This is a genomic window from Streptococcus sp. 3.1 (assembly GCF_016648915.1).
Taxonomy (GTDB): domain Bacteria; phylum Bacillota; class Bacilli; order Lactobacillales; family Streptococcaceae; genus Streptococcus; species Streptococcus salivarius_E.
Genome location: NZ_JACLQV010000019.1, coordinates 1 through 19,216, shown reverse-complemented (window position 1 = coordinate 19,216; position 19,216 = coordinate 1). Strand labels below are relative to the sequence as shown.

The 19,216-nt window shown below is 40.1% G+C and carries 19 protein-coding genes and 2 pseudogenes; 15 read left to right on the top strand and 6 right to left on the bottom strand.

Going from position 1 to position 19,216, the window contains the following annotated elements; translation table 11 throughout:
* Nucleotides 1-53 precede the first annotated feature (53 nt).
* Both pbp3 (H7U02_RS09590) and pbp3 (H7U02_RS09585) read right to left on the bottom strand, forming a co-directional pair.
* A complete protein-coding gene (gene pbp3, locus H7U02_RS09590) occupies nucleotides 54-1,310 on the bottom strand; it encodes a D-alanyl-D-alanine carboxypeptidase PBP3 (protein ID WP_145517282.1) in 1,257 nt (418 codons plus the stop codon).
* Nucleotides 1,311-1,454: 144 nt separating this feature from the next.
* The gene (gene pbp3 / locus H7U02_RS09585) at nucleotides 1,455-2,702 is read right to left on the bottom strand and encodes a D-alanyl-D-alanine carboxypeptidase PBP3 (RefSeq protein WP_173017859.1); all 1,248 of its coding nucleotides are present in this window, start codon (nucleotides 2,700-2,702) and stop codon (nucleotides 1,455-1,457) included.
* Nucleotides 2,703-2,911: 209 nt separating this feature from the next.
* Here pbp3 (H7U02_RS09585) and pnp point away from each other — a divergent pair, with 209 nt between their 5' ends.
* The 13 genes from pnp to rpsI all read left to right on the top strand — a co-directional run bounded on the left by pnp (nucleotide 2,912) and on the right by rpsI (nucleotide 14,835).
* Nucleotides 2,912-5,149, top strand: a complete 2,238-nt coding sequence (pnp, locus tag H7U02_RS09580; protein WP_155213428.1) for a polyribonucleotide nucleotidyltransferase — start codon at nucleotides 2,912-2,914, stop codon at nucleotides 5,147-5,149.
* Complete coding sequence (locus H7U02_RS09575) at nucleotides 5,146-5,916, top strand: SseB family protein (RefSeq protein ID WP_049546073.1); 771 nt, start codon at nucleotides 5,146-5,148, stop codon at nucleotides 5,914-5,916. Before pnp ends, H7U02_RS09575 begins: the two co-directional genes overlap by 4 nt.
* 86 nt (nucleotides 5,917-6,002) lie before the next feature.
* Nucleotides 6,003-6,623: a serine O-acetyltransferase gene (cysE, locus tag H7U02_RS09570; RefSeq protein ID WP_014633706.1), complete on the top strand. Its 621-nt coding sequence runs from the start codon at nucleotides 6,003-6,005 to the stop codon at nucleotides 6,621-6,623.
* 376 nt (nucleotides 6,624-6,999) lie between these two features.
* Entirely contained in the window at nucleotides 7,000-8,343 is a 1,344-nt protein-coding gene (cysS, locus tag H7U02_RS09565) for a cysteine--tRNA ligase (RefSeq protein WP_201043275.1), read from the top strand.
* Nucleotides 8,336-8,737: a Mini-ribonuclease 3 gene (locus H7U02_RS09560; RefSeq protein WP_110981024.1), complete on the top strand. Its 402-nt coding sequence runs from the start codon at nucleotides 8,336-8,338 to the stop codon at nucleotides 8,735-8,737. The genes cysS and H7U02_RS09560 overlap by 8 nt, the downstream gene beginning before the upstream one ends.
* A gap of 293 nt (nucleotides 8,738-9,030) precedes the next feature.
* Nucleotides 9,031-10,707, top strand: coding sequence for a hypothetical protein (locus H7U02_RS09555; protein WP_201043274.1), 1,677 nt, complete (start codon nucleotides 9,031-9,033; stop codon nucleotides 10,705-10,707).
* A gap of 47 nt (nucleotides 10,708-10,754) precedes the next feature.
* Nucleotides 10,755-11,498: a 23S rRNA (guanosine(2251)-2'-O)-methyltransferase RlmB gene (gene rlmB / locus H7U02_RS09550; protein ID WP_002886369.1), complete on the top strand. Its 744-nt coding sequence runs from the start codon at nucleotides 10,755-10,757 to the stop codon at nucleotides 11,496-11,498.
* A 2-nt stretch (nucleotides 11,499-11,500) separates the two neighbouring features.
* Nucleotides 11,501-12,016 carry an NYN domain-containing protein gene (locus H7U02_RS09545; RefSeq protein ID WP_002889631.1) on the top strand — a complete coding sequence of 172 codons (516 nt, stop codon included), beginning with the start codon at nucleotides 11,501-11,503 and terminating at the stop codon, nucleotides 12,014-12,016.
* A gap of 8 nt (nucleotides 12,017-12,024) precedes the next feature.
* Nucleotides 12,025-12,885, top strand: coding sequence for a DegV family protein (locus H7U02_RS09540; protein ID WP_201043273.1), 861 nt, complete (start codon nucleotides 12,025-12,027; stop codon nucleotides 12,883-12,885).
* Between the two features lie 152 nt (nucleotides 12,886-13,037).
* Nucleotides 13,038-13,508 (top strand): hypothetical protein, encoded by a 471-nt coding sequence (locus H7U02_RS09535; RefSeq protein WP_201043271.1) that lies wholly within the window; start codon nucleotides 13,038-13,040, stop codon nucleotides 13,506-13,508.
* A 9-nt stretch (nucleotides 13,509-13,517) separates the two neighbouring features.
* A complete protein-coding gene (locus H7U02_RS09530; RefSeq protein ID WP_002886373.1) occupies nucleotides 13,518-13,718 on the top strand; it encodes a helix-turn-helix transcriptional regulator in 201 nt (66 codons plus the stop codon).
* A 250-nt stretch (nucleotides 13,719-13,968) separates the two neighbouring features.
* Complete coding sequence (rplM, locus tag H7U02_RS09525) at nucleotides 13,969-14,415, top strand: 50S ribosomal protein L13 (protein ID WP_002886374.1); 447 nt, start codon at nucleotides 13,969-13,971, stop codon at nucleotides 14,413-14,415.
* 27 nt (nucleotides 14,416-14,442) lie between these two features.
* Nucleotides 14,443-14,835 carry a 30S ribosomal protein S9 gene (gene rpsI / locus H7U02_RS09520; RefSeq protein WP_002888293.1) on the top strand — a complete coding sequence of 131 codons (393 nt, stop codon included), beginning with the start codon at nucleotides 14,443-14,445 and terminating at the stop codon, nucleotides 14,833-14,835.
* A gap of 109 nt (nucleotides 14,836-14,944) precedes the next feature.
* Here the strand turns inward: rpsI and H7U02_RS09515 are convergent, their stop codons facing one another.
* Entirely contained in the window at nucleotides 14,945-15,166 is a 222-nt protein-coding gene (locus H7U02_RS09515) for a tyrosine-type recombinase/integrase (RefSeq protein WP_201043268.1), read from the bottom strand.
* A gap of 244 nt (nucleotides 15,167-15,410) precedes the next feature.
* On the bottom strand, nucleotides 15,411-16,019 hold the full coding sequence (locus H7U02_RS09510; protein WP_195950897.1) for a DUF1269 domain-containing protein: 609 nt from the start codon (nucleotides 16,017-16,019) through the stop codon (nucleotides 15,411-15,413).
* A gap of 349 nt (nucleotides 16,020-16,368) precedes the next feature.
* Between H7U02_RS09510 and H7U02_RS09505 the strand changes: the two are divergent.
* Nucleotides 16,369-16,512 (top strand): annotated as a pseudogene (locus H7U02_RS09505) (IS982 family transposase); the annotation flags it as partial.
* Nucleotides 16,513-16,515: 3 nt separating this feature from the next.
* Nucleotides 16,516-16,848: pseudogene (locus tag H7U02_RS09500) on the top strand (diacylglycerol kinase family lipid kinase); the annotation flags it as partial.
* A gap of 331 nt (nucleotides 16,849-17,179) precedes the next feature.
* On the opposite strand, the gene H7U02_RS09495 reads toward H7U02_RS09500, so the two are convergent.
* Both H7U02_RS09495 and H7U02_RS09490 read right to left on the bottom strand, forming a co-directional pair.
* Nucleotides 17,180-18,397: a tyrosine-type recombinase/integrase gene (locus tag H7U02_RS09495; protein ID WP_037611323.1), complete on the bottom strand. Its 1,218-nt coding sequence runs from the start codon at nucleotides 18,395-18,397 to the stop codon at nucleotides 17,180-17,182.
* A 10-nt stretch (nucleotides 18,398-18,407) separates the two neighbouring features.
* Nucleotides 18,408-18,680, bottom strand: coding sequence for a helix-turn-helix domain-containing protein (locus tag H7U02_RS09490; RefSeq protein ID WP_201043264.1), 273 nt, complete (start codon nucleotides 18,678-18,680; stop codon nucleotides 18,408-18,410).
* Nucleotides 18,681-19,216 lie beyond the last annotated feature (536 nt).

Genomic DNA, 19,216 nt, shown 5'->3' with positions numbered 1-19,216 from the left:
TTTCTGTAAAGTTGGGGTAAAAGAAAAAGCCGAGCAAAGCTCGACTGTAATGATTAGAGTTTTTCGTTGACAAAGTTGACAAAGTGATTCCACCAGACCTTGAGGAAGAAGCTTTTCTTAACTTCTTTACCAGCAACCAGTTCCATGCTAGGCATACCTTGGTTAGGCAAGTAACCTTCTCCTACAAGTGACTTATCTTCAAAGGTAGCAGTTCCAACCTTGTTACTTGAGTTGACGGGGGCTTGGACTTGATTTGTAGTGACTTTAATATGTTTACTATTGTTAGCATCTATTTTTTGGATGATATTAAAGTCAGACTTAGCGACAGCAGTGACTTGCTTAGATTTACCATCAAGGACATGGGCTTGACTTTTACCGATAGCTTGCCCTTTTTTGGCAATGGTCTTGCTTTCCCAATGATAGACCACGTAATTAAGTAGGTCATTGGTTGCAGTAAAACGGGCGTAGTCATCAGTATCGGTATTATCAGCATTCAAAATGACTGTAATAATGCTCATACCACTTTCATCTGAGTGGGCCACGAAGGAAGCACCGGCTAAATCAGTGGTTCCCGTTTTTAGGCCATCCACCCCTTTACGGTAACTAGGTTGTCCCTTAAGCATATAGTTGAAGGTTTTAAGTTTGTTAACACCATCAAAATCAGCCTCAGTTTTTTTAGTGATATCGAGGATTTCAGGATACTCTTTCACCACGTGTTGTGCAATGATAGCAACATCTTTAGCACTCATGGTATTTTCTTCGTCTGATTTAGAGCCTGGATAGATATTGTCACCTAAGTAAGAATTATTGAGACCAGAGGCATTGACAATCTTGGCATCAGTGATACCCCAATCTTTAAGTTGGGCTTTCATCATGTCGACAAACTTACTTTCGGTTCCTCCGATTTCCTCGGCTAGAGCAATCGATGCACTATTGGCACTGGAAATAAGAGTTGCGTCAAGAAGTTGTTTGACAGTGTATTTGCGGGCATCTAGTGGGATATTGGATACTCCGGCACTGACAGTTAGTTCAAAGGGGTAGTCAGAAATATCAACTTTGCTGTTCCATTTGAGGTCTCCTTGATCTACCGCTTTATAAACCATGTAGGCTGTTAGGAGCTTGGTAATAGAGCCAATCCCTGTAGAAGTGGTTGCATCTTTTTCGTATAAAATTTTGCCAGTAGTAGCTTCGACAGCGATGGCATGTTTGGCTGCGGCATCATATCCTTTTTTCTTATCTGCTGCAAAAGCAGGGGCTACGCTTCCCAGACAGAGTAAGAAGGTCATCATAAGCGTAATCAGTTTTTTCATGGTTTGTTCCTTCATGTATTTTGGATATTTATTATACCACATTTTGAGAGGAACATAAGGTGTAGAGAAGGGGCATTTACTAACAGGACTAATTTTGAAGGCAAGATAAAACTACCTTTTGATATCTAAAAGGTAGTTTTGTGTTTACTTATTTCCTGTAAAGAAATTAACGATATGGTTCCACCAAACTTTTAAGAAGAAACTTTTCTTGATAGATTGGTTGGCTGTTACCGAAATTTGAGGCGGATCAGAGATGTAACCTGTTCCTACGAGATTCTTATCATCAAAGGTTGCTGTTCCAATAGTGTCACCTTTTTTGATAGGTGCTGTTATGGTTTTTGCTTTGATTTTAACAGCATCATTTTTGCTGTTTATTTTTTGAATGACTGTAAGGTCTGACTCGAGCTTAGCAGAGATGGTTTGACGGTCTCCATCGGCTACCTTAATATCATTTTTCTTGACGATTTGTCCTTTGGTGTTGAGGGTTTTGATTTCCCAGTTTTGAGTCACATAATCTAGCAACTCATTTGTGGCTGTGAATCGAGCAGCTTCATCCTCTCCGCCATTGTCCGCATTCATAACAACTGTAATCAAACTCATGCCATTTTCATTGGAGTGGGCTACAAAGGATGCCCCTGCAAGTTCGGTTGTTCCAGTCTTGAGTCCATCAACGCCTTCACGGTAGTTGTCTTGCCCCTCCAACATGTAGTTGTGGGTCGTTAATTTGTTGTCACCTTCGAAGTCAGTTTCGGTTTGCTTGGTGATTTCAAGTACCTGAGGATAGTCTTTGATGAGGTGGTCCGCAATAATTGCAACATCTAGGGCGCTCATCGTATTCTCGTCATCTGGTTTTGAGCCAGGATAGCGGTTATCCCCAAGATATTTATTATTTAGACCAGAAGCGTTAAATAATTTAGCATCTGTAATGCCCCATTCTTTTAGTTGGGCTGTCATAGTGTCAACGAAGGCACTCTCTGATCCTGAGATTTTTTCAGCCAGAGCAATAGCAGCACTGTTAGCGCTGGAAATGAGGGTGGCATCTAGGAGTTGTTTAACAGTGTATTTTCGGGAATCCAGTGGGACATTTGAAACTTCTGAATCAACGGTTAAGTTGAAAGGATAGTCTGAAATATCTACTTCAGTGTCCCAGGTAATTTTTCCTTGATCAACTGCTTTATAGACCATGTAGGCTGTTAGGATTTTAGTCATTGAAGCCACACCATCAGGGGTAGTGGCGTCCTTTTCATAGAGGACTTTTCCTGTAGTTGCTTCGATAGCAATCGCATGTTTAGCGGAAACATTGAAGTCATCTGTCTGTTCTTGTGCTAGAGCAGGTGTTACTAGGCCTAGTAAGATTAAGGCAATCATGATGATGTGTTGTAATTTTTTCATAGTCATTCCTTTGTCTCTCATAGGTGTTTATTATATCACAAAACGACTTAAATATCTGAGAGAAAGGGAATCTTAGCTGCTAACTTATGCTGGAGCTCTGCCATTTTTGACTATATTATGGTAAAATGAAAGTTATATCAAATGAATGACATAAAGTTGACCGGTTCGTTTTTATAAGGGCTGGTCATGGATAAAAAGAGGGATCAAACATGGCTAAACAAACTTTTGAGATGACCTTTGCAGGACGCCCGCTTGTCGTTGAAGTTGGGCAGGTAGCCAAGCAGGCTAATGGTGCTGTCGTCGTGCGTTATGGAGATACAACGGTATTATCAACAGCTGTTATGTCTAAAAAGATGGCAACTGCAGATTTCTTTCCTTTACAGGTTAATTATGAGGAAAAAATGTATGCAGCTGGTAAGTTCCCGGGGGGCTTTAACAAGCGTGAGGGTCGTCCTTCAACAGATGCCACGTTGACTGCTCGCCTCATTGACCGTCCTATTCGTCCTATGTTTGCGGAAGGCTTCCGAAATGAAGTTCAAGTCATTAACACCGTCCTCTCTTATGATGAGAATGCTAGTGCTCCGATGGCAGCTATGTTTGGCAGCTCTTTAGCTCTTTCTATTTCTGACATTCCTTTCAATGGTCCGATTGCTGGGGTTCAAGTGGCCTATGCCGCAGAAGATTTCATCATCAACCCAAGTGCAGCGGATAAGGAAATTTCACTTTTAGACTTGACAGTGGCAGGTACCAAGGAAGCTATCAATATGGTAGAGTCGGGTGCTCAGGAATTGTCTGAGGATATTATGTTGCAAGCACTCTTGAAGGGACATGAGGCTATTCAAGAGTTGGTTGATTTCCAAAATTATATCGTTGCAGCTGTTGGTAAGGAAAAGGCTGAGGTTGAACTTCTACAAGTTGATGCTGATTTGAAAGTCGAAATCGAAACGGCTTATTATGATCAGTTAGCTAAGGCTGTTCAGGTGGAAGAAAAACTGGCGCGTGAAGCAGCAACTCAGGCTGTAAAAGAAGAAGTCCTCGCCTCTTATCAAGAACGCTTTGCAGAAGATGAAGATAAGGAAACCATTCTGCGTGATGTAGCAGAAATCCTTGAGCAGATGGAACATGCTGAAGTACGCCGTCTCATTACCGAGGATAAGGTTCGTCCAGATGGTCGTCGTGTGGATGAAATCCGTCCTTTGGACGCAGAGATTGACTTTCTTCCTAAGGTTCATGGTTCAGGTCTCTTTACACGTGGACAAACTCAAGCCTTGTCAGTTTTGACTTTAGCACCTATGAGTGATACACAACTTGTTGATGGTTTGGATCCAGAGTATAAGAAACGCTTCCTTCACCACTATAATTTCCCTCAGTATTCAGTGGGTGAAACAGGGCGTTACGGTGCACCAGGTCGACGTGAAATAGGTCACGGAGCCTTAGGTGAACGTGCCCTTGCTCAGGTTCTTCCAAGTGTTGAAGAGTTCCCTTATGCTATCCGTTTGGTAGCAGAAGTCTTGGAGTCAAATGGTTCTTCCTCACAAGCCTCTATTTGTGCAGGAACCTTGGCTCTTATGGCTGGTGGTGTACCGATTAAGGCGCCTGTTGCAGGGATAGCCATGGGGCTTATCTCAGATGGTACTAACTACACTGTCCTGACTGATATTCAAGGTTTAGAAGACCATTTTGGAGATATGGACTTTAAAGTAGCTGGTACACGTCAAGGAATTACAGCTCTTCAGATGGATATTAAGATTTCAGGTATTACACCTGCCATTCTCGAAGAGGCTTTGGCTCAAGCCAAGGTAGCTCGTTTTGAGATTCTTGACGTTATTGAGTCAGCAATCGCTGAGCCACGTCTAGAATTGGCACCAACAGCGCCCAAGATTGACAGTATTCAGATTCCTGTTGACAAAATCAAGGTTGTCATCGGTAAAGGTGGCGAAACGATTGACAAGATTATCGCTGAGACTGGTGTCACTATCGATATCGATGAAGAAGGTCTTGTTCAGATTTTCTCTAGTGATCAGGATGCCATTAACCGTGCTAAAGCTATCATCTCCGATCTTGTACGTGAAGCTAAGGTTGGAGAGGTTTACACTGTACCAGTTGTGCGTATTGAAAAGTTCGGTGCCTTTGTTCACCTCTTTAATAAGACAGATGCTCTTGTCCACATCTCAGAACTAGCTTGGGAACGCACTGAGCGTGTCGAAGATGTGGTTAAGGTTGGGGATATGGTAACTGTTAAAATTATCAAAATCGATGAAAAAGGACGTATCGATGCCTCAATCAAGACCTTGCTTCCTAAGCCTGAAAAGATTGAGGACGGAGAAAATAAAGGAGAGCATCGTCACCGCCGTCGTTCTCATCACAAACCACGCCACCATAATGAAAATGGTGAAGCACCGAAAAATCCTGATAAATCAGAAACGAAAGAACAGATAGAAGAATGACAGAAAATCAAGAATTGCAAGCTTTTGATGAAACTCTAAAAGAATTTTTAAAGGAACCAGACCACTTTTTGACCAGTTTGGCTTTGGTTAATCACCTACAACGTACTCCCGTCTTGGCTGCCCAAGACCTCTACGCAGTTGAAGTGGAAGGCAAGAAGGTTGTTCCTGTCTTCACTAGTGAACAGGACTTACAATCTTTCAAAGCTACTCAAGAGAGTGCTCGAGAACAGACTTGGATAGAACGTTCAAGCTTAGATATCCTAACACAACTGGTTCAGGCAGAGCTTTTTGGTCTTGCTTTCAATTTAAAAGAGGATGGTGATTTCTCAAACACCACTCTGTTTGCAAGCAGTGAACTTATCCAGTTTATCAACTATTTCACTCAGACCTTAAATAATCTTTTGGGTGAGGAAAATCAAAAGGCAGATTTTAAAGATAAGATTTATCTTGTTCCAGCCTTCATTCACAAACGCGAGGAAGATGGTCAGGATGACCGTTTCTTTGCGACCATGTCGAATGCAGAGGGACAGAGTTATGTGCCAGTGTTTACGAACTTAACGAGCTTTGCAAAATGGTACGGTAACGAAACTTTTGGCCTACCTTTCCGTAAGGCTAAAGGGACGATTTTACAATGGCCACTGTCAGAAATTTACCAGCCTTCAACAGGTGAAAATGAGTTGGATAAGGTTCAAGGTATTGTCATCAATCCGTTTGATGAGCAACCTGAGTTAGTCGATTGGTCTTATTTTGAGGGGGATAGCGAGTAGACCTAGTGTTTACAGCTCTCCACTTTAAAGAAATAATAGGGCCACAACAAACAATAATAGCAATAATGATGTAAGGAGTGACCTAAATGGGTTGGTGGAAAGAAAGTATTGATATAGTAAAGAAAAATGACCCAGCAGCTCGGACGAGTCTGGAGGTTCTTTTAACCTACCCTGGATTAAAAGCCTTGGCTGCTCATCGTATCTCACATTTTCTCTGGCGCCACCATTGTCGACTCTTAGCGCGTATGCATAGTCAGTTTTGGCGCTTCTGGACTCAAATCGAGATTCACCCAGGGGCTCAGATTGCTGAAGGTGTTTTCATCGACCATGGCTCAGGCCTTGTCATTGGTGAGACAGCTGTTGTGGAGAAGGGTGCTATGCTTTACCACGGTGTCACTTTAGGTGGTACTGGTAAAGATGTCGGAAAACGTCACCCAACCGTTCGTGAGGGTGCCTTGGTTTCAGCCCATGCTCAGGTCATAGGCCCTATTGAGATTGGAAAGAATTCTAAGGTCGGTGCGGCAGCTGTGGTTGTTGCGGATGTCCCAGAAGATGTTACAGTCGTTGGTGTTCCTGCTAAGGTTGTGCGTGTTCATGGTCAAAAGGATGAAGAAGTTATTCACGATATTGAAGAAGGACGTGAATACTATAGCGAAAAACTAGAAGACCTTCTAAAAGCAGCTAGCTTCCACTCATCACGGCTATAAGGAAAGGAAACGATGAAACTATTTAGTTCAAAGGTGACTCGATTGACGGTCGTGGGCCCTCTTGCCCTTGTTTACATTGCTTTACATAGAGCAGACTATAGCATGGCAGCCTTGTGGTTTTGCATTGCTCTTTTATGGGCTGGTCTTGTTTTTAAGCAACGTCACAAGTAATACTTGAGTTATGAAAAATTTATTCAAAAACAATCCTTTTTTGGTCTTCTATATAGTTGGGAGTTTCCTTTCAGCTATGTCTCTCTTGGCTCAAGGTCAGCTAGTTGCGGCTATATGGATTATCATTCTTGTGATACTCTTGTGTTTATACCTAAACCATATCAAGGATAAAAAATAGTTTCCAGTTAATTGAAAGGAATCTCTAGTGATTAAAATTTATGATACGATGACGCGTTCGCTCCGTGATTTTGTACCTTTGACAGAAAATGTTGTCAATATGTATGTCTGCGGACCAACAGTTTACAATTATATTCATATCGGAAATGCCCGTTCAGCAGTAGCTTTTGATACTATTCGTCGTTATTTTGAGTATTGTGGCTACACAGTCAACTATATTTCTAACTTTACGGATGTAGATGATAAGATTATCAAGGCAGCCAATGAAGCTGGTATTTCAACTAAAGAATTGTCGGACAAGTTTATCGCAGCTTTTATGGAAGATACTGCACAGCTTGGCATTAAACCAGCGACACAAAATCCTCGTGTTATTAACTACATGGATGAAATCATTGCATTTGTGTCAACCTTGGTTGACAAAGGATTCGCCTATGTCTCTGAAGGTGATGTTTACTTCCGAGTAGCTAAGTCAAACAACTATGCTAAATTAGCTAACAAGACTTTGGAAGATCTTGAAATTGGTGCAAGCGGACGTACGGATGCTGAAACAGAACGTAAGGAGAATCCTCTGGATTTTGCCCTTTGGAAAGCTGCCAAAGAGGGAGAAGTTTCTTGGGACAGCCCGTGGGGACTTGGTCGTCCTGGTTGGCACATCGAATGTTCAGTTATGGCGACTGAAATCCTTGGAGATACCATCGACATCCATGGTGGAGGGGCAGACCTTGAGTTTCCACACCATACCAATGAAATTGCACAATCAGAAGCCAAAACTGGCAAGACCTTCGCCAACTACTGGATGCACAACGGTTTTGTCAATGTGGACAATGAGAAAATGTCAAAATCCTTAGGTAACTTTGTAACGGTTCATGATATGCTTAAGACAGTCGATGGTCAAGTGCTTCGCTTCTTCCTAGCAACACAACAGTACCGTAAGCCAATTAACTTTACTGAAAAAGCTATTCATGATGCTGAAGTCAATCTTAAGTATTTGAAAAACACCCACAGTCTTCCCTTGACAGATCAGGTGAATCAAGATGAGTTGCAAACTTATCTTGAAGCCTTCCAAGAAGCTATGGATGATGACTTTAATACAGCGAATGGTGTGACTGTTCTGTTTGACATGGCCAAATGGATTAATTCAGGCAATTATGACCAAACCGTTAAGGATGCTTTTGAAAAAATGCTCCAAGTCTTCGGTATTGTTTTCGAAGAAGAAGTCCTTGATGAAGATATCGAAAAACTCATTGAAGAGCGTCAAGCAGCGCGGGCCAACAAGGACTTTGCGACAGCAGACCGCATTCGCGATGAGTTAGCTGCTCAAGGTATCAAACTTCTTGATACCAAGGATGGTGTGAGGTGGACACGTGACTAAACACCTTGATGTCAACCTTATTAATGGTATTGCTCTCGCTTTTGAGGGAGATGCTGTTTATTCCTTGTACATTCGCCGTCACCTGATTTTTCAAGGTCAGACCAAGCCAAATCAATTGCACCGTCTAGCTACACGCTATGTGTCGGCAAAGGCGCAGGCTAGTCTCATTGAAAAAATGCTAGAGCAAGAGCTTTTGACTGAAAAAGAGCTAGATATCTATAAACGAGGTCGTAATGCGAATAGCCATACCAAGGCTAAAAATACAGATGTCATTACCTACAAAATGTCAACAGGCTTCGAAGCAGTCATGGGCTATCTTCATATGACCGAGGATATTGCTCGCTTAGAGGCACTAATTGCTTGGTGTATTGACGAAGTTGAAAAAGAAATCTAAAAATTCTGCCGAGAGCAGGATTTTTTGTTATTTTTTAAAGGCTATAAAAATTGTAACAGTTAGCCAGAGTTTCAAAATTTAGATTATTTGAAAATCAAAGTAATTCAGCGTCTTGACAATGAAAAATAAGATGAAACTAATATTTAGCACCTTGAAAATGAGAAAGTTAAGGGATGTCTGACACGTGTAAAACCCCGATATTATAGCGTTTTTTAATAAAACTAATTTGACAGAAAGTAAAAAAAAAGTCTATAATATTAGTAAATGAGGCCATCTAAAAAATGAGGAGGTGAATGGAAATAGCTAAGAAAAAAGTTTTCTATACAACTTTTGCTGCTTTGATTTTATCTAGCTTTACGCTTCAAACAGGTAAAGCAGATGAAGTTCAGGTAAAACCTGATGAAGCTAAAATAGATTATGTTAATAGTGAGGCACCGGCTCCAGTTGCTCCTCAGGCTGATTTTTCATCAGTAGGAGCTAAGGCAGAGCCAGCGAGTCAAGTAAGTTCAGTAGTGACCTCAACATCACTGATGGTTGTCTCTTCAAGTGAGACAGATGAGGGGCTTCTTGAGGTACATTCTCAAGTTGATATCGTGGAGACTAGCGTTTCTACGACGACACCTCATTCAGAAGAGGCTCGTGCCCAGGCTTTTGGTGAGGATCGATCAGTAGCGGCATCTGAACGAGGAGATGCAAACCTAACATCTGATTCTGAACAAGCAAAACCAAATATTGTGCTTACTTATGATAAGTCTCGTGAGGCTACAGCGACTGCAGAGTCTCAAGCTGTGACTTCAATGTATAAGAGTGAAAGCACCTTATATACATCTGAACTTGCTGGAAATACACATGCAGTTATTGAAAAATCAGAGTATTCTTCACTGGATTCTCATACGACATCTGTAAGTGCGACTCCTACTAGCCAAGCTATTGCAACTTCTGAAGTCGCTTCTGAGTCTGCAAGTACTGCAAGCTCTCTTGCATCTACCGCTCCAGAAACGAGTCAGTTAAATAATAATTCAGAAGATAGCTTAACTGTCCTTACGGTTGGCTGGAAAGATTCATCATCAACTTCTGAGGTCTTTAAAACTTCTGAAGTGGTTTCTATGTTGCAAAGTGAGAGTTTGACCTATTCGTCAGAGGTAACCTTTACGGATGGACTCATCTCAGAAATCTTAGCAACTCCAATCACTTCTGAAGTATACACCGTTGTTCCAAAACGAGATAGTACTGGAGCGCTTCTTGAAGATCAACCTGCTGTTACAGGGAATACAGATATTCTTTATTTAGCACGTGGTGAAATCTTTAACGTCAACTTTGATGTTAACAAGATGGAAGGTAAGAAGATTAAGGGCCTTAATCTAGTCCTTGATGGCAAACAAATTCATCATAGCTACTTTGTTGAAGGAACTTTGGATGAGGTCAATGCTGGTTTGAGTGCCTACCATTTGGCAGAGCAAACGACTGGTATTCATAAAATGACCTTTGAGTTGATTGATACGAATAACAATATTCATTATCTGACACAGACTTTTAGCGTCTTCAATGAAGGCGAGCGTCCAGTGACACCGGATAGTTACCGTAGGAATCAGTATTCATCAACAACGACAACAACGACTGTACCGGTTACTTATAATACCAGTGCAAATAGCTACACTGAAACCGCCAATCATATACAAGCTACGGCTGTTAATGAGTTGGCTGAGACAACTAGAGCGCTAACACAGCAATTAGCAGAACAAATTGCTGAGGTTTTGAGTGGTTGGTCTTCAGCAATTTCTGGAAATAGTTCAACAAGCACAGGTTCAATTGATATCTTCCAAGCAGCAGGTAAAACCATTACTCAAGCTGCGAGAAAGATTGCAGAATCAATCTCAGATCCAGATACAATTGGTAAGCAAGCTTTGGCTGCTGCAACTGTTGTTCTCGTTCTTCTAGTGCTTTACCTAGCAGCAATTACATTTATTTAACATGCTTTGCCCTCGTAAGAGGGCTTTTTTTATGATAGAATTAGCTTATGAAAACAACTAAAGAATCAAGTCTAGACATTGTTTATGGTGTGCATGCCGTAACAGAGAGTCTGGAAGCAAATACTGGAAATAAACTCTATATTCAAGATGATCTTCGAGGGAAAAATGTTGATGCCATTAAGGCCTTGGCAGCTGAAAAGAAGGTCTCCATCTCTTGGACACCTAAGAAAACCTTGTCTGATATGACAGGTGGAGCTGTGCATCAAGGTTTTGTTCTTCGTGTGTCAGAGTTCGCTTACTCTGAGCTCTCAGTTATTATGGATAAGGCTGAACAAGAGGAGAATCCTCTAGTCCTCATTTTAGATGGACTCAACGACCCTCATAACTTTGGTTCTATCCTACGTACAGCTGATGCTACTCAGGTGACAGGAGTTATTATTCCTAAGCATCGTGCTGTGGGGGTAACACCTGTCGTTGCCAAGACATCAACAGGGGCAGTGGAACATATTCCCATTGCCCGAGTGACCAATCTTAGCCAAACTCTTGATAAACTTAAAGAAGCAGGCTTCTGGGTATTTGGAACAGATATGGATGGCACCCCATCTCATAAATGGAACACAGCTGGAAAGGTTGCCCTTATCATTGGTAATGAAGGCAAGGGAATCTCTGCTAACATCAAGAAACAAGTGGATGAGATGATTACTATTCCTATGAGTGGTCACGTGCAGAGCCTTAACGCTAGCGTGGCAGCTGCAGTTCTCATGTATGAAGTTTATCGAAACCGATTGTAACTATGAAAAAAAGAATACTTCTAGTTGATGGTTATAATATGATTGCCTTTTGGCAAGAAACCCGTCAACTCTTTAAGACCAATCAGCTTGATGAAGCTCGTGAAACATTGCTTCGTAAGCTCAATCATTATGCTAACTTTGAACATATTGATATTATCTGTGTGTTTGATGCTCAGTTTGTTCCAGGGAGCCGTCAGCGTTATGATCAGTATCGTATCAGTGTTATTTTTACTGAGGAAGATGAGACAGCAGATAGCTATATTGAGCGCGCAGCGGCTGAGATGAATACTGTTCAAAATTTAGTTGAAGTAGCAACTAGTGACTTAAATGAACAGTGGGCTATCTTTTCACAAGGAGCTTTACGTGTTTCGGCGCGTGAGTTGGAAGAGCGTGTCAATACTGTTAAGTCTGACTTAGACAAGATGTCGGCACATATTGACTTAAAGACACCAAAACTACGTCCATGGGACGATGCACAATTAGGGAAATTACAGGACCTTTTAAATGAAATAGAATAGAGGGACATATGACATTTAACATTTTGACAGATTCCACAGCAGATCTAGATGAAAAATGGGCTCAGGAGAATAAGGTAGAGCTCGTTGGTTTGACCATTACGCTTGATGATATTGCCTATGAGACCGTTGGCCCTAACCGTTTAACGAGTGGCCATCTCTTGGAACGTATGCAGGAAGGCAGTCAGCCAACCACAAGCCAGGTGAATGTTGGTCAATTTGAAGAGGTTTTTCGTCGTCATGCCAAAAATGGTGATGCTCTTCTCTATATTGCCTTCTCATCAGTGCTTTCAGGTACTTATCAAAGTGCTGTTATAGCGCGTGACATGATTTTGGATGAATACCCAGAAGCTGTCATTGAGATTGTAGATACCCTGGCGGCAGCAGGTGGGGAAGGTTATCTCTCTATCTTGGCGGCAGAAGCTCGTGATCAAGGTAAGAGCTTGTCTGAAACGAAAGCCATGATTGAGGACATTCTGCCACGTTTACGGACCTATTTCTTAGTTGATGATCTCTACCATCTCATGCGTGGGGGTCGCCTTTCTAAGAGCTCAGCCATTATTGGTAGTTTGATTAATATCAAGCCTCTTCTTTGGCTGGACGCTTCAGGTAAGTTGGTTCCTCTGGCCAAAATCCGTGGACGTAAAAAAGCCATTAAAGAAATGGTCCTACAAGCTACCCAGGATATTGGACATAGCACAGCAATTGTCGCTTATGCCAATGATATTGAAGCAGCGAAGAATCTAAAAGAACAATTATTAGCAGTTGACGGCATTGAGCAAGTGCTTATTATGCCACTTGGACCAGTCATCTCTACCCACGTCGGACCAGATACCTTAGCTGTCTTTACGATTGGTAAAGAAGCTAGATAGAAATAGTGTCAGATAGGATTTCCTATCTGATTTTTTGTTTTCTGAAATGATAGATTAATAGAATATCAAAAGATAATCCATACAAAATGAATGATATATTTGACATAGTGTAAAATAATGCTATAATGAATCTAGAAAATGGAGGAAACAAAATGAAAAAGTCAAAGAAAAAAGTAGCTAGCACGATGGATGAACGTGCTCAGTTGATCAGCGGAGAATCTTCTGCTAGAGGTTATTGGGTAGCCATGCTTGGTATATTTGTAACGATTATGGTTGCTAGCAAGACACACTCCGTCGAATTAGTGCAGTCACTATTAATCATCACTTTCTTTGGTTCTATGTGCCTAGTATTAGTTCACAGCGTATCACGTAATGGGCATCCATGGTTGCTAGACAAAAAACTTGAGAAGAAGATGCTTATAATTTCCTGGGTAATGTGTTTTTTGGGAATTTTTATATTGCTAATGGGCCTCTTAAGTCTATTTCAGTCGTTTAAGATAGGGAAGAATCTTATGAGTAGTGTAGCATTTTTGACATTGGGTTTGACCCTTATTTGTGACTGCTGGGTTATTATTAAAAGAATCAAGAAGAACCGTCTGGAAGAACAGGAAGACGAAGAGTAGGTTTTTTAAATGAAAAATTTAAAAATGAAGTCAGCGCGTGTAGCAAAGGATCTCACTCAACAGGGGTTGGCAGATGCTATAGGAGTCTCTCGTCAGACTATCTCAGCTATTGAAAAGGGAGACTACAACCCGACTATAAATCTGTGTATTGCTATCTGCAAAACTCTGGACAAAACTTTAGACCAGCTTTTTTGGGAATCTGAGGATTAATTTGTACCCCCTTAGAGGTTAATTAGGTATGATTTCTAGTCTTACACCTTATAAAATTAGAGACTAAAAAAATACAAAAAATAAAAGAAAAACACCTCCAAATGACTTGCCTTGGACGTGTTTTTTTGATATTATGTTAAACGGTATTGTTTACCCCATTTGAAAGGCCCCGGAACCTTCCAAATACTTTTCGATGGGAAGGAACACCCATCACTCGTAAACAAAAATCGAACTATATATAGGAGAAATCATGAACAAAACAACATTTATGGCTAAACCAGGCCAAGTTGAACGTAAATGGTATGTCGTTGACGCAACTGATGTGCCACTTGGACGTCTTTCTGCAGTAGTTGCTAGCGTACTTCGCGGAAAAAACAAACCAACTTTCACACCACACACTGATACAGGTGACTTCGTAATCGTTATCAATGCTGAAAAAGTTAAATTGACTGGTAAAAAAGCAACTGATAAGATCTACTACACTCACTCAATGTACCCAGGTGGATTGAAACAAATCTCAGCAGGTGAACTTCGTTCTAAAAACGCTGTTCGTTTGATTGAAAAATCAGTTAAAGGTATGCTTCCACACAACACTCTTGGACGCGCACAAGGTATGAAATTGAAAGTCTTCGTTGGCGGTGAGCACACTCACGCTGCACAACAACCAGAAGTACTTGATATCTCAGGACTTATCTAATTCTAAGAGGAAAGGAGCACTAATATAATGGCACAAGCACAATATGCAGGTACAGGACGCCGTAAAAACGCCGTTGCACGCGTACGTTTGGTTCCAGGTACTGGTAAAATCACAGTTAACAAAAAAGATGTAGAAGAATACATCCCACACGCAGACCTTCGTCTCGTTATCAACCAACCTTTCGCAGTTACTTCAACTGAAGGTTCATACGACGTACACGTTAACGTTGTAGGTGGTGGATACGCTGGTCAATCAGGTGCGATCCGTCACGGTATCGCTCGTGCACTTCTTCAAGTAGATCCAGACTTCCGCGATTCATTGAAACGCGCTGGACTTCTTACTCGTGATGCACGTATGGTTGAACGTAAGAAACCAGGTCTTAAGAAAGCTCGTAAAGCATCACAATTCTCAAAACGTTAATCAATACGATTATATCAACGTTTACAGACATTCAAGAATTATTTCTTGGATGTCTTTTTTGTTTCAAAAAATCAAAGTTCACCCCAAAATTCACCCCATATTCACCCCATCAATTTTTTAAACTACGAAAAGCAATATCACCTACAGTCTGATTGACTTTATCTTTGATATTAACGTAAGTTTTTGTAATCTCTTTATTACTATGAGTAAGAGCTTCTGAGAAGGCTTCAAGAGAAACACCTGCTTGTTTAGCAAGAGTAGCACCAGTATGTCTTAGTTTGTGTGGTGATGCTGGTGCTAGTTCAGGATGCCTGCGTCTGACTGATTTCATCTTGATAAAACTTAAAATCTTTCTAATTATAACAAAGCATAGTCAAAAAGCTATGACCTCTATATTCACAAAAAAATCCAGACCAATACTAGTCCAGATTTCTTGTCTATTAAACATTCTTTTCAAAGAATGGAAGAACGGCTGTAACGGCTTTGTCAACGCAATTATTTAACTGTGAGAATCCGACGCACATAAATTTTAAATGGCGTCTCAGTCACATTTAAATTTATGAGACGCTTAGACGTTAGGCTTTCAATTTATCAAATTTTGATTTGATGTTTGCCTTGAACTCTTCAATTTTGGCCTTGCGCTCTGCTTTACGTTCAGCCTTCATTTGCGCACGCGCTTGGTTGTAGAGGTCTTCTTGGACTTGCAGGGCTGCTTCAACTTCAGCTACGACGGTTGCCACATCCCAACGCAAGATTTGGGTGTCGTACTTGGTGAAGTAAGCATCGATGACTGCTTCGTTGTTTTCTTGCACCAAGGCGACAACGGCTGTTTCGCCGTCGGTCAATTTTTGAGACACAACGTCAATCAAGCCAGCTTCTGTCGTGTCAACGGTGTCACCAACAGCCAGACCATAGAGGCTACCAAAACTATAGCCAAACAAGACACCGATGGGACCACCTAAAAGGCCGACAACAGCACCGACCAAGCCACCCTTTAAGGCTCCATTCGTCGATGAGTCTTCAAAATCATAGCGCTCTTTTTCAACGATATGACTGTTTTCATTCTTGACCAGAGCGATTTGAGCAACCTTGGTTGTCGGAGTTTGGCGGAAAGCCTTCAAATCCGCAAAGGACTGATAAGCTTCGCTTTCGGTGTTAAAGATTGAAATTACCAAGTTTTCCATAGTCAGTACCTCTTTTCTAAATATACACGTACATTTTAACACAGTTTCAATCACTTTTCAATCATTTTAGTGCGACATTTTAATTGATATGTCGCGTTTATCAGCGTCAAAGAACAGTTTCAGTAGCGGTATATCTTTGCCATATCCCAGCCCAGACACTCTGGAGACTCTGAGTGACTATCAAGAAAGATGTCCATCAGATTCTTAAAGCCTCCCGTGCAAAAAGTAAATAAATAGTGTTTTTCCTGTATGCCTGTCACACGGCTAAAAGACCGCTTGACCAAATCTTCCAGAAAATTATAGCAGATATTATGTACCAGCTCTGTGTAGTGAGTCTGATGAGCGTGCCGAATCACAACGACACTTTTATAGAATCTGCCAACTGTTTCCTTATGGTCGAATCCTTGAAAGAAGTCGCTTTATTCGTCGGTCAAGACAATTAATTTGGCTGGTGCAACTGATTCGCCAAGCTATGAACAAGCAATTATTACCTTTTGAAAGCGAAAATGGCAATTATGAAGGTGAAGCTACTCAGGTCTTAGTTCTTCTATCTAATTACTATGCAGACAAAAAACTATTTGATGAAAATACAGATGGATATGGAAATATCTTGATTTTAAAGGATGCATCCATCATTTCTAAATTATCGGCTATCCCAGATTTATTAAAAGGGGATCTAGTAGATAACAATAATATCGAATATATCAAAGCACGCAATATTTGGATTTCTTCAGAGGTTGAGTTAGAGTCAGATGTTGATGGGGATAAGTCGGATAATCTGCCAATAGATATAAAAATACTAGAAAACAGGCTTGAAAAAGGCTCGTAAAGCTAGCCAGTTCTCTAAACGTTAATTCGTTGCTGGACAGCAGAATACAAACGAAAACACTTTGCATCTTGCAAGGTGTTTTTTTCTATGAGAACTGGCGGTGCGCAATTAGGATAGCTCTAGCGACTTTAGTCGCATAGAGATATGCTATGCACAGTTGCCCCAAGAAAACAAGCGAAGCGATGTTTGATTGGATGGCAACCACTGCACTCAAAACGTTAATCAACACGATTATATCAACGTTTACAGACATTCAAGAATTATTTCTTGGATGTCTTTTTTTGTTCAAAAAACTAAAGTTCACCCCAAAATTCACCCCAAGTTCACCCTATTACTTTTTGAGACTTCTAAAGGCTATTTCTCCTGCTGTTTGATTTACTGTTTCAGTAGTATTGACATAAGTCTTCGTTATTTGGATGTCACTATGAGTAAGTGCTTCTGAAATAGCATTTAATGATGTTCCAGCCTGTCTTGCCAGAGTTGCTCCGGTGTGTCTTAATTTGTGAGGAGATGCTGGAGGAAGTTCCGGATGTCTTCTTCGAATAGAATTCATTCGATGATTAAGATAATCAATATGAAGTGGAACGTTAATACCGTTTGTTCTATTATTGTATGTGAAAACGAATTGCTTTTCATTCTGTCTGATTCCAAACAGCTTTAGTTGCTTTTTTTGTTCTATTTTCCAATCGGTCAGGATATTCATTAGTTCTTTAGGTGCTTTAAATAGAGTTTTTTTATTTCCTTTAGTTGATTTAACATTTCCGAATTTGTCTAATGCTTGTTCAATGAGAATTTCATTTTTTTCAAAATTGATATGTTTCCATTGGAGAGCGTAGGTTTCTGATTTTCTATCTGATAAAAAGAATGTCGTATAGAACAAAGCATAATCTTTTAATTCCATTCGATCATTTTTTAGATCGTCATCAAATGCTTGTAGCCATTGTTTAAGTTCTTCCTCATTTAATGCTAGGTCTTCAAACTTTTTACTTTCTTTGAGGGCTAATTTTTTATTAGCTTTAATTCTACTGATTGTCTTTTTTACCTTATTGACTTGAATATATTCAAGCTCTTCTGCCCAGTCCAAGACAGAATTGACGTACCCTCTAATGGATTTAAAGTTGGCATAAGAATTCGATAGTGGAGTAAGAAGTGACAAAACTAGTTGTTTATTTTCATTGAGATGATCAATAGAATAATTACCTAGGACTGGAAGAATTTGCAAACGAAAGAGATTTTCTGTTTGAAAGACAGTTACTGCTGTAGGTGGTTTAATAGTAGCAGTAGCTTGTCCTGCTTTATAGGGTTCTAGCCAAATGTCTTTGTAAAAATCTTTAAATAGGATGTCTCCTTTTCTTTGAGATAAAGTAGAAAATCTTCCTAAACGTGCATTTTCAATGTCAACAGCTAACTTAATTTCTGCTTCCTTTGCCTCTCTGCGAGTTTTGAATCTTTTTTCAAATCGTTTACCAATTCCTAACTTTCCTTGGACGTCATCGGGTATGTACACCCTTAGCCTATAAGATCCATTTTTTGTTTTTGAAATGCCCATTTTTGCCTCCTTATGCGCTTATCTCTAGTCGAGTCATCCACTGATTGATACTTTCTTTGCTGAAACGAATGGATTTTCCAATTCGAATATAGGGTAATCCCATTGCAATCCAGATATCAAGGGGATTATGTGAAACTCCAAGATAATGGCACGTTTGTTTTTTGTTCAGAAATGGAGTATCTAATCCCATATCTTCTTTGAAATGATGAATCTCATCTTTGATAAGAGTTGCAATCATTTTTTGAATTTCTTGTGTCTGTTCTTCTGGTAATGTTACCTGCATAATGTCCTCCTTATAAAAAAGAACCGTAATAATACGGTTCTATATTAAGTAAATTGTTGTTCATAAAAGGATAAGCTTTCCTGAATAAAATTATCTAGAGAATTTATCCATTTCAATATATCCTTAGGGAAGTTTGAGTGAATTTCATTGCCTAAATTAAGATACAGTGTGTCATCGTCATTTTTATATTTTTCAATTAATTCCTTGTATTTAGTAAATTTCCCTTTTAAGATACTTTCATACACTTCAAAAAAGTGCTTAGTAGATATTAGTAGACTATGATGATACTCTGTAATGGTAGTGTAAAAATCTATATTAGCAATATCAAAACGATCCTCTAAGATTGTATTCCTTACTTTTTCTAAGGTACTTTTAGCAGAGTTACTAAATTTAAAATTTTCACCTTCTTTAAGGATATATTCTAGGTTAAAACTATATCTTAAGCCATCGAAATAAATATGATATGCCCCCTGTCAAGTAGACAGGTTAAATATCTAAAAAAGTGTCTGTTTTTGAAGGTCAGTCGTACATAATAA

What these genes read in the sequence shown, in the direction of transcription:
- pbp3 (WP_145517282.1), bottom strand. Translation starts at nt 1,310, where the DNA reads ATGAAAAAACTGATTACGCTTATGATGACCTTCTTACTCTGTCTGGGA.
- pbp3 (WP_173017859.1), bottom strand. Translation starts at nt 2,702, where the DNA reads ATGAAAAAATTACAACACATCATCATGATTGCCTTAATCTTACTAGGC.
- pnp (WP_155213428.1), top strand. Translation starts at nt 2,912, where the DNA reads ATGGCTAAACAAACTTTTGAGATGACCTTTGCAGGACGCCCGCTTGTC.
- H7U02_RS09575 (WP_049546073.1), top strand. Translation starts at nt 5,146, where the DNA reads ATGACAGAAAATCAAGAATTGCAAGCTTTTGATGAAACTCTAAAAGAA.
- cysE (WP_014633706.1), top strand. Translation starts at nt 6,003, where the DNA reads ATGGGTTGGTGGAAAGAAAGTATTGATATAGTAAAGAAAAATGACCCA.
- H7U02_RS09555 (WP_201043274.1), top strand. Translation starts at nt 9,031, where the DNA reads ATGGAAATAGCTAAGAAAAAAGTTTTCTATACAACTTTTGCTGCTTTG.
- rlmB (WP_002886369.1), top strand. Translation starts at nt 10,755, where the DNA reads ATGAAAACAACTAAAGAATCAAGTCTAGACATTGTTTATGGTGTGCAT.
- H7U02_RS09545 (WP_002889631.1), top strand. Translation starts at nt 11,501, where the DNA reads ATGAAAAAAAGAATACTTCTAGTTGATGGTTATAATATGATTGCCTTT.
- H7U02_RS09540 (WP_201043273.1), top strand. Translation starts at nt 12,025, where the DNA reads ATGACATTTAACATTTTGACAGATTCCACAGCAGATCTAGATGAAAAA.
- H7U02_RS09535 (WP_201043271.1), top strand. Translation starts at nt 13,038, where the DNA reads ATGAAAAAGTCAAAGAAAAAAGTAGCTAGCACGATGGATGAACGTGCT.
- H7U02_RS09530 (WP_002886373.1), top strand. Translation starts at nt 13,518, where the DNA reads ATGAAAAATTTAAAAATGAAGTCAGCGCGTGTAGCAAAGGATCTCACT.
- rplM (WP_002886374.1), top strand. Translation starts at nt 13,969, where the DNA reads ATGAACAAAACAACATTTATGGCTAAACCAGGCCAAGTTGAACGTAAA.
- rpsI (WP_002888293.1), top strand. Translation starts at nt 14,443, where the DNA reads ATGGCACAAGCACAATATGCAGGTACAGGACGCCGTAAAAACGCCGTT.
- H7U02_RS09515 (WP_201043268.1), bottom strand. Translation starts at nt 15,166, where the DNA reads ATGAAATCAGTCAGACGCAGGCATCCTGAACTAGCACCAGCATCACCA.
- H7U02_RS09510 (WP_195950897.1), bottom strand. Translation starts at nt 16,019, where the DNA reads ATGGAAAACTTGGTAATTTCAATCTTTAACACCGAAAGCGAAGCTTAT.
- H7U02_RS09495 (WP_037611323.1), bottom strand. Translation starts at nt 18,397, where the DNA reads ATGGGCATTTCAAAAACAAAAAATGGATCTTATAGGCTAAGGGTGTAC.
- H7U02_RS09490 (WP_201043264.1), bottom strand. Translation starts at nt 18,680, where the DNA reads ATGCAGGTAACATTACCAGAAGAACAGACACAAGAAATTCAAAAAATG.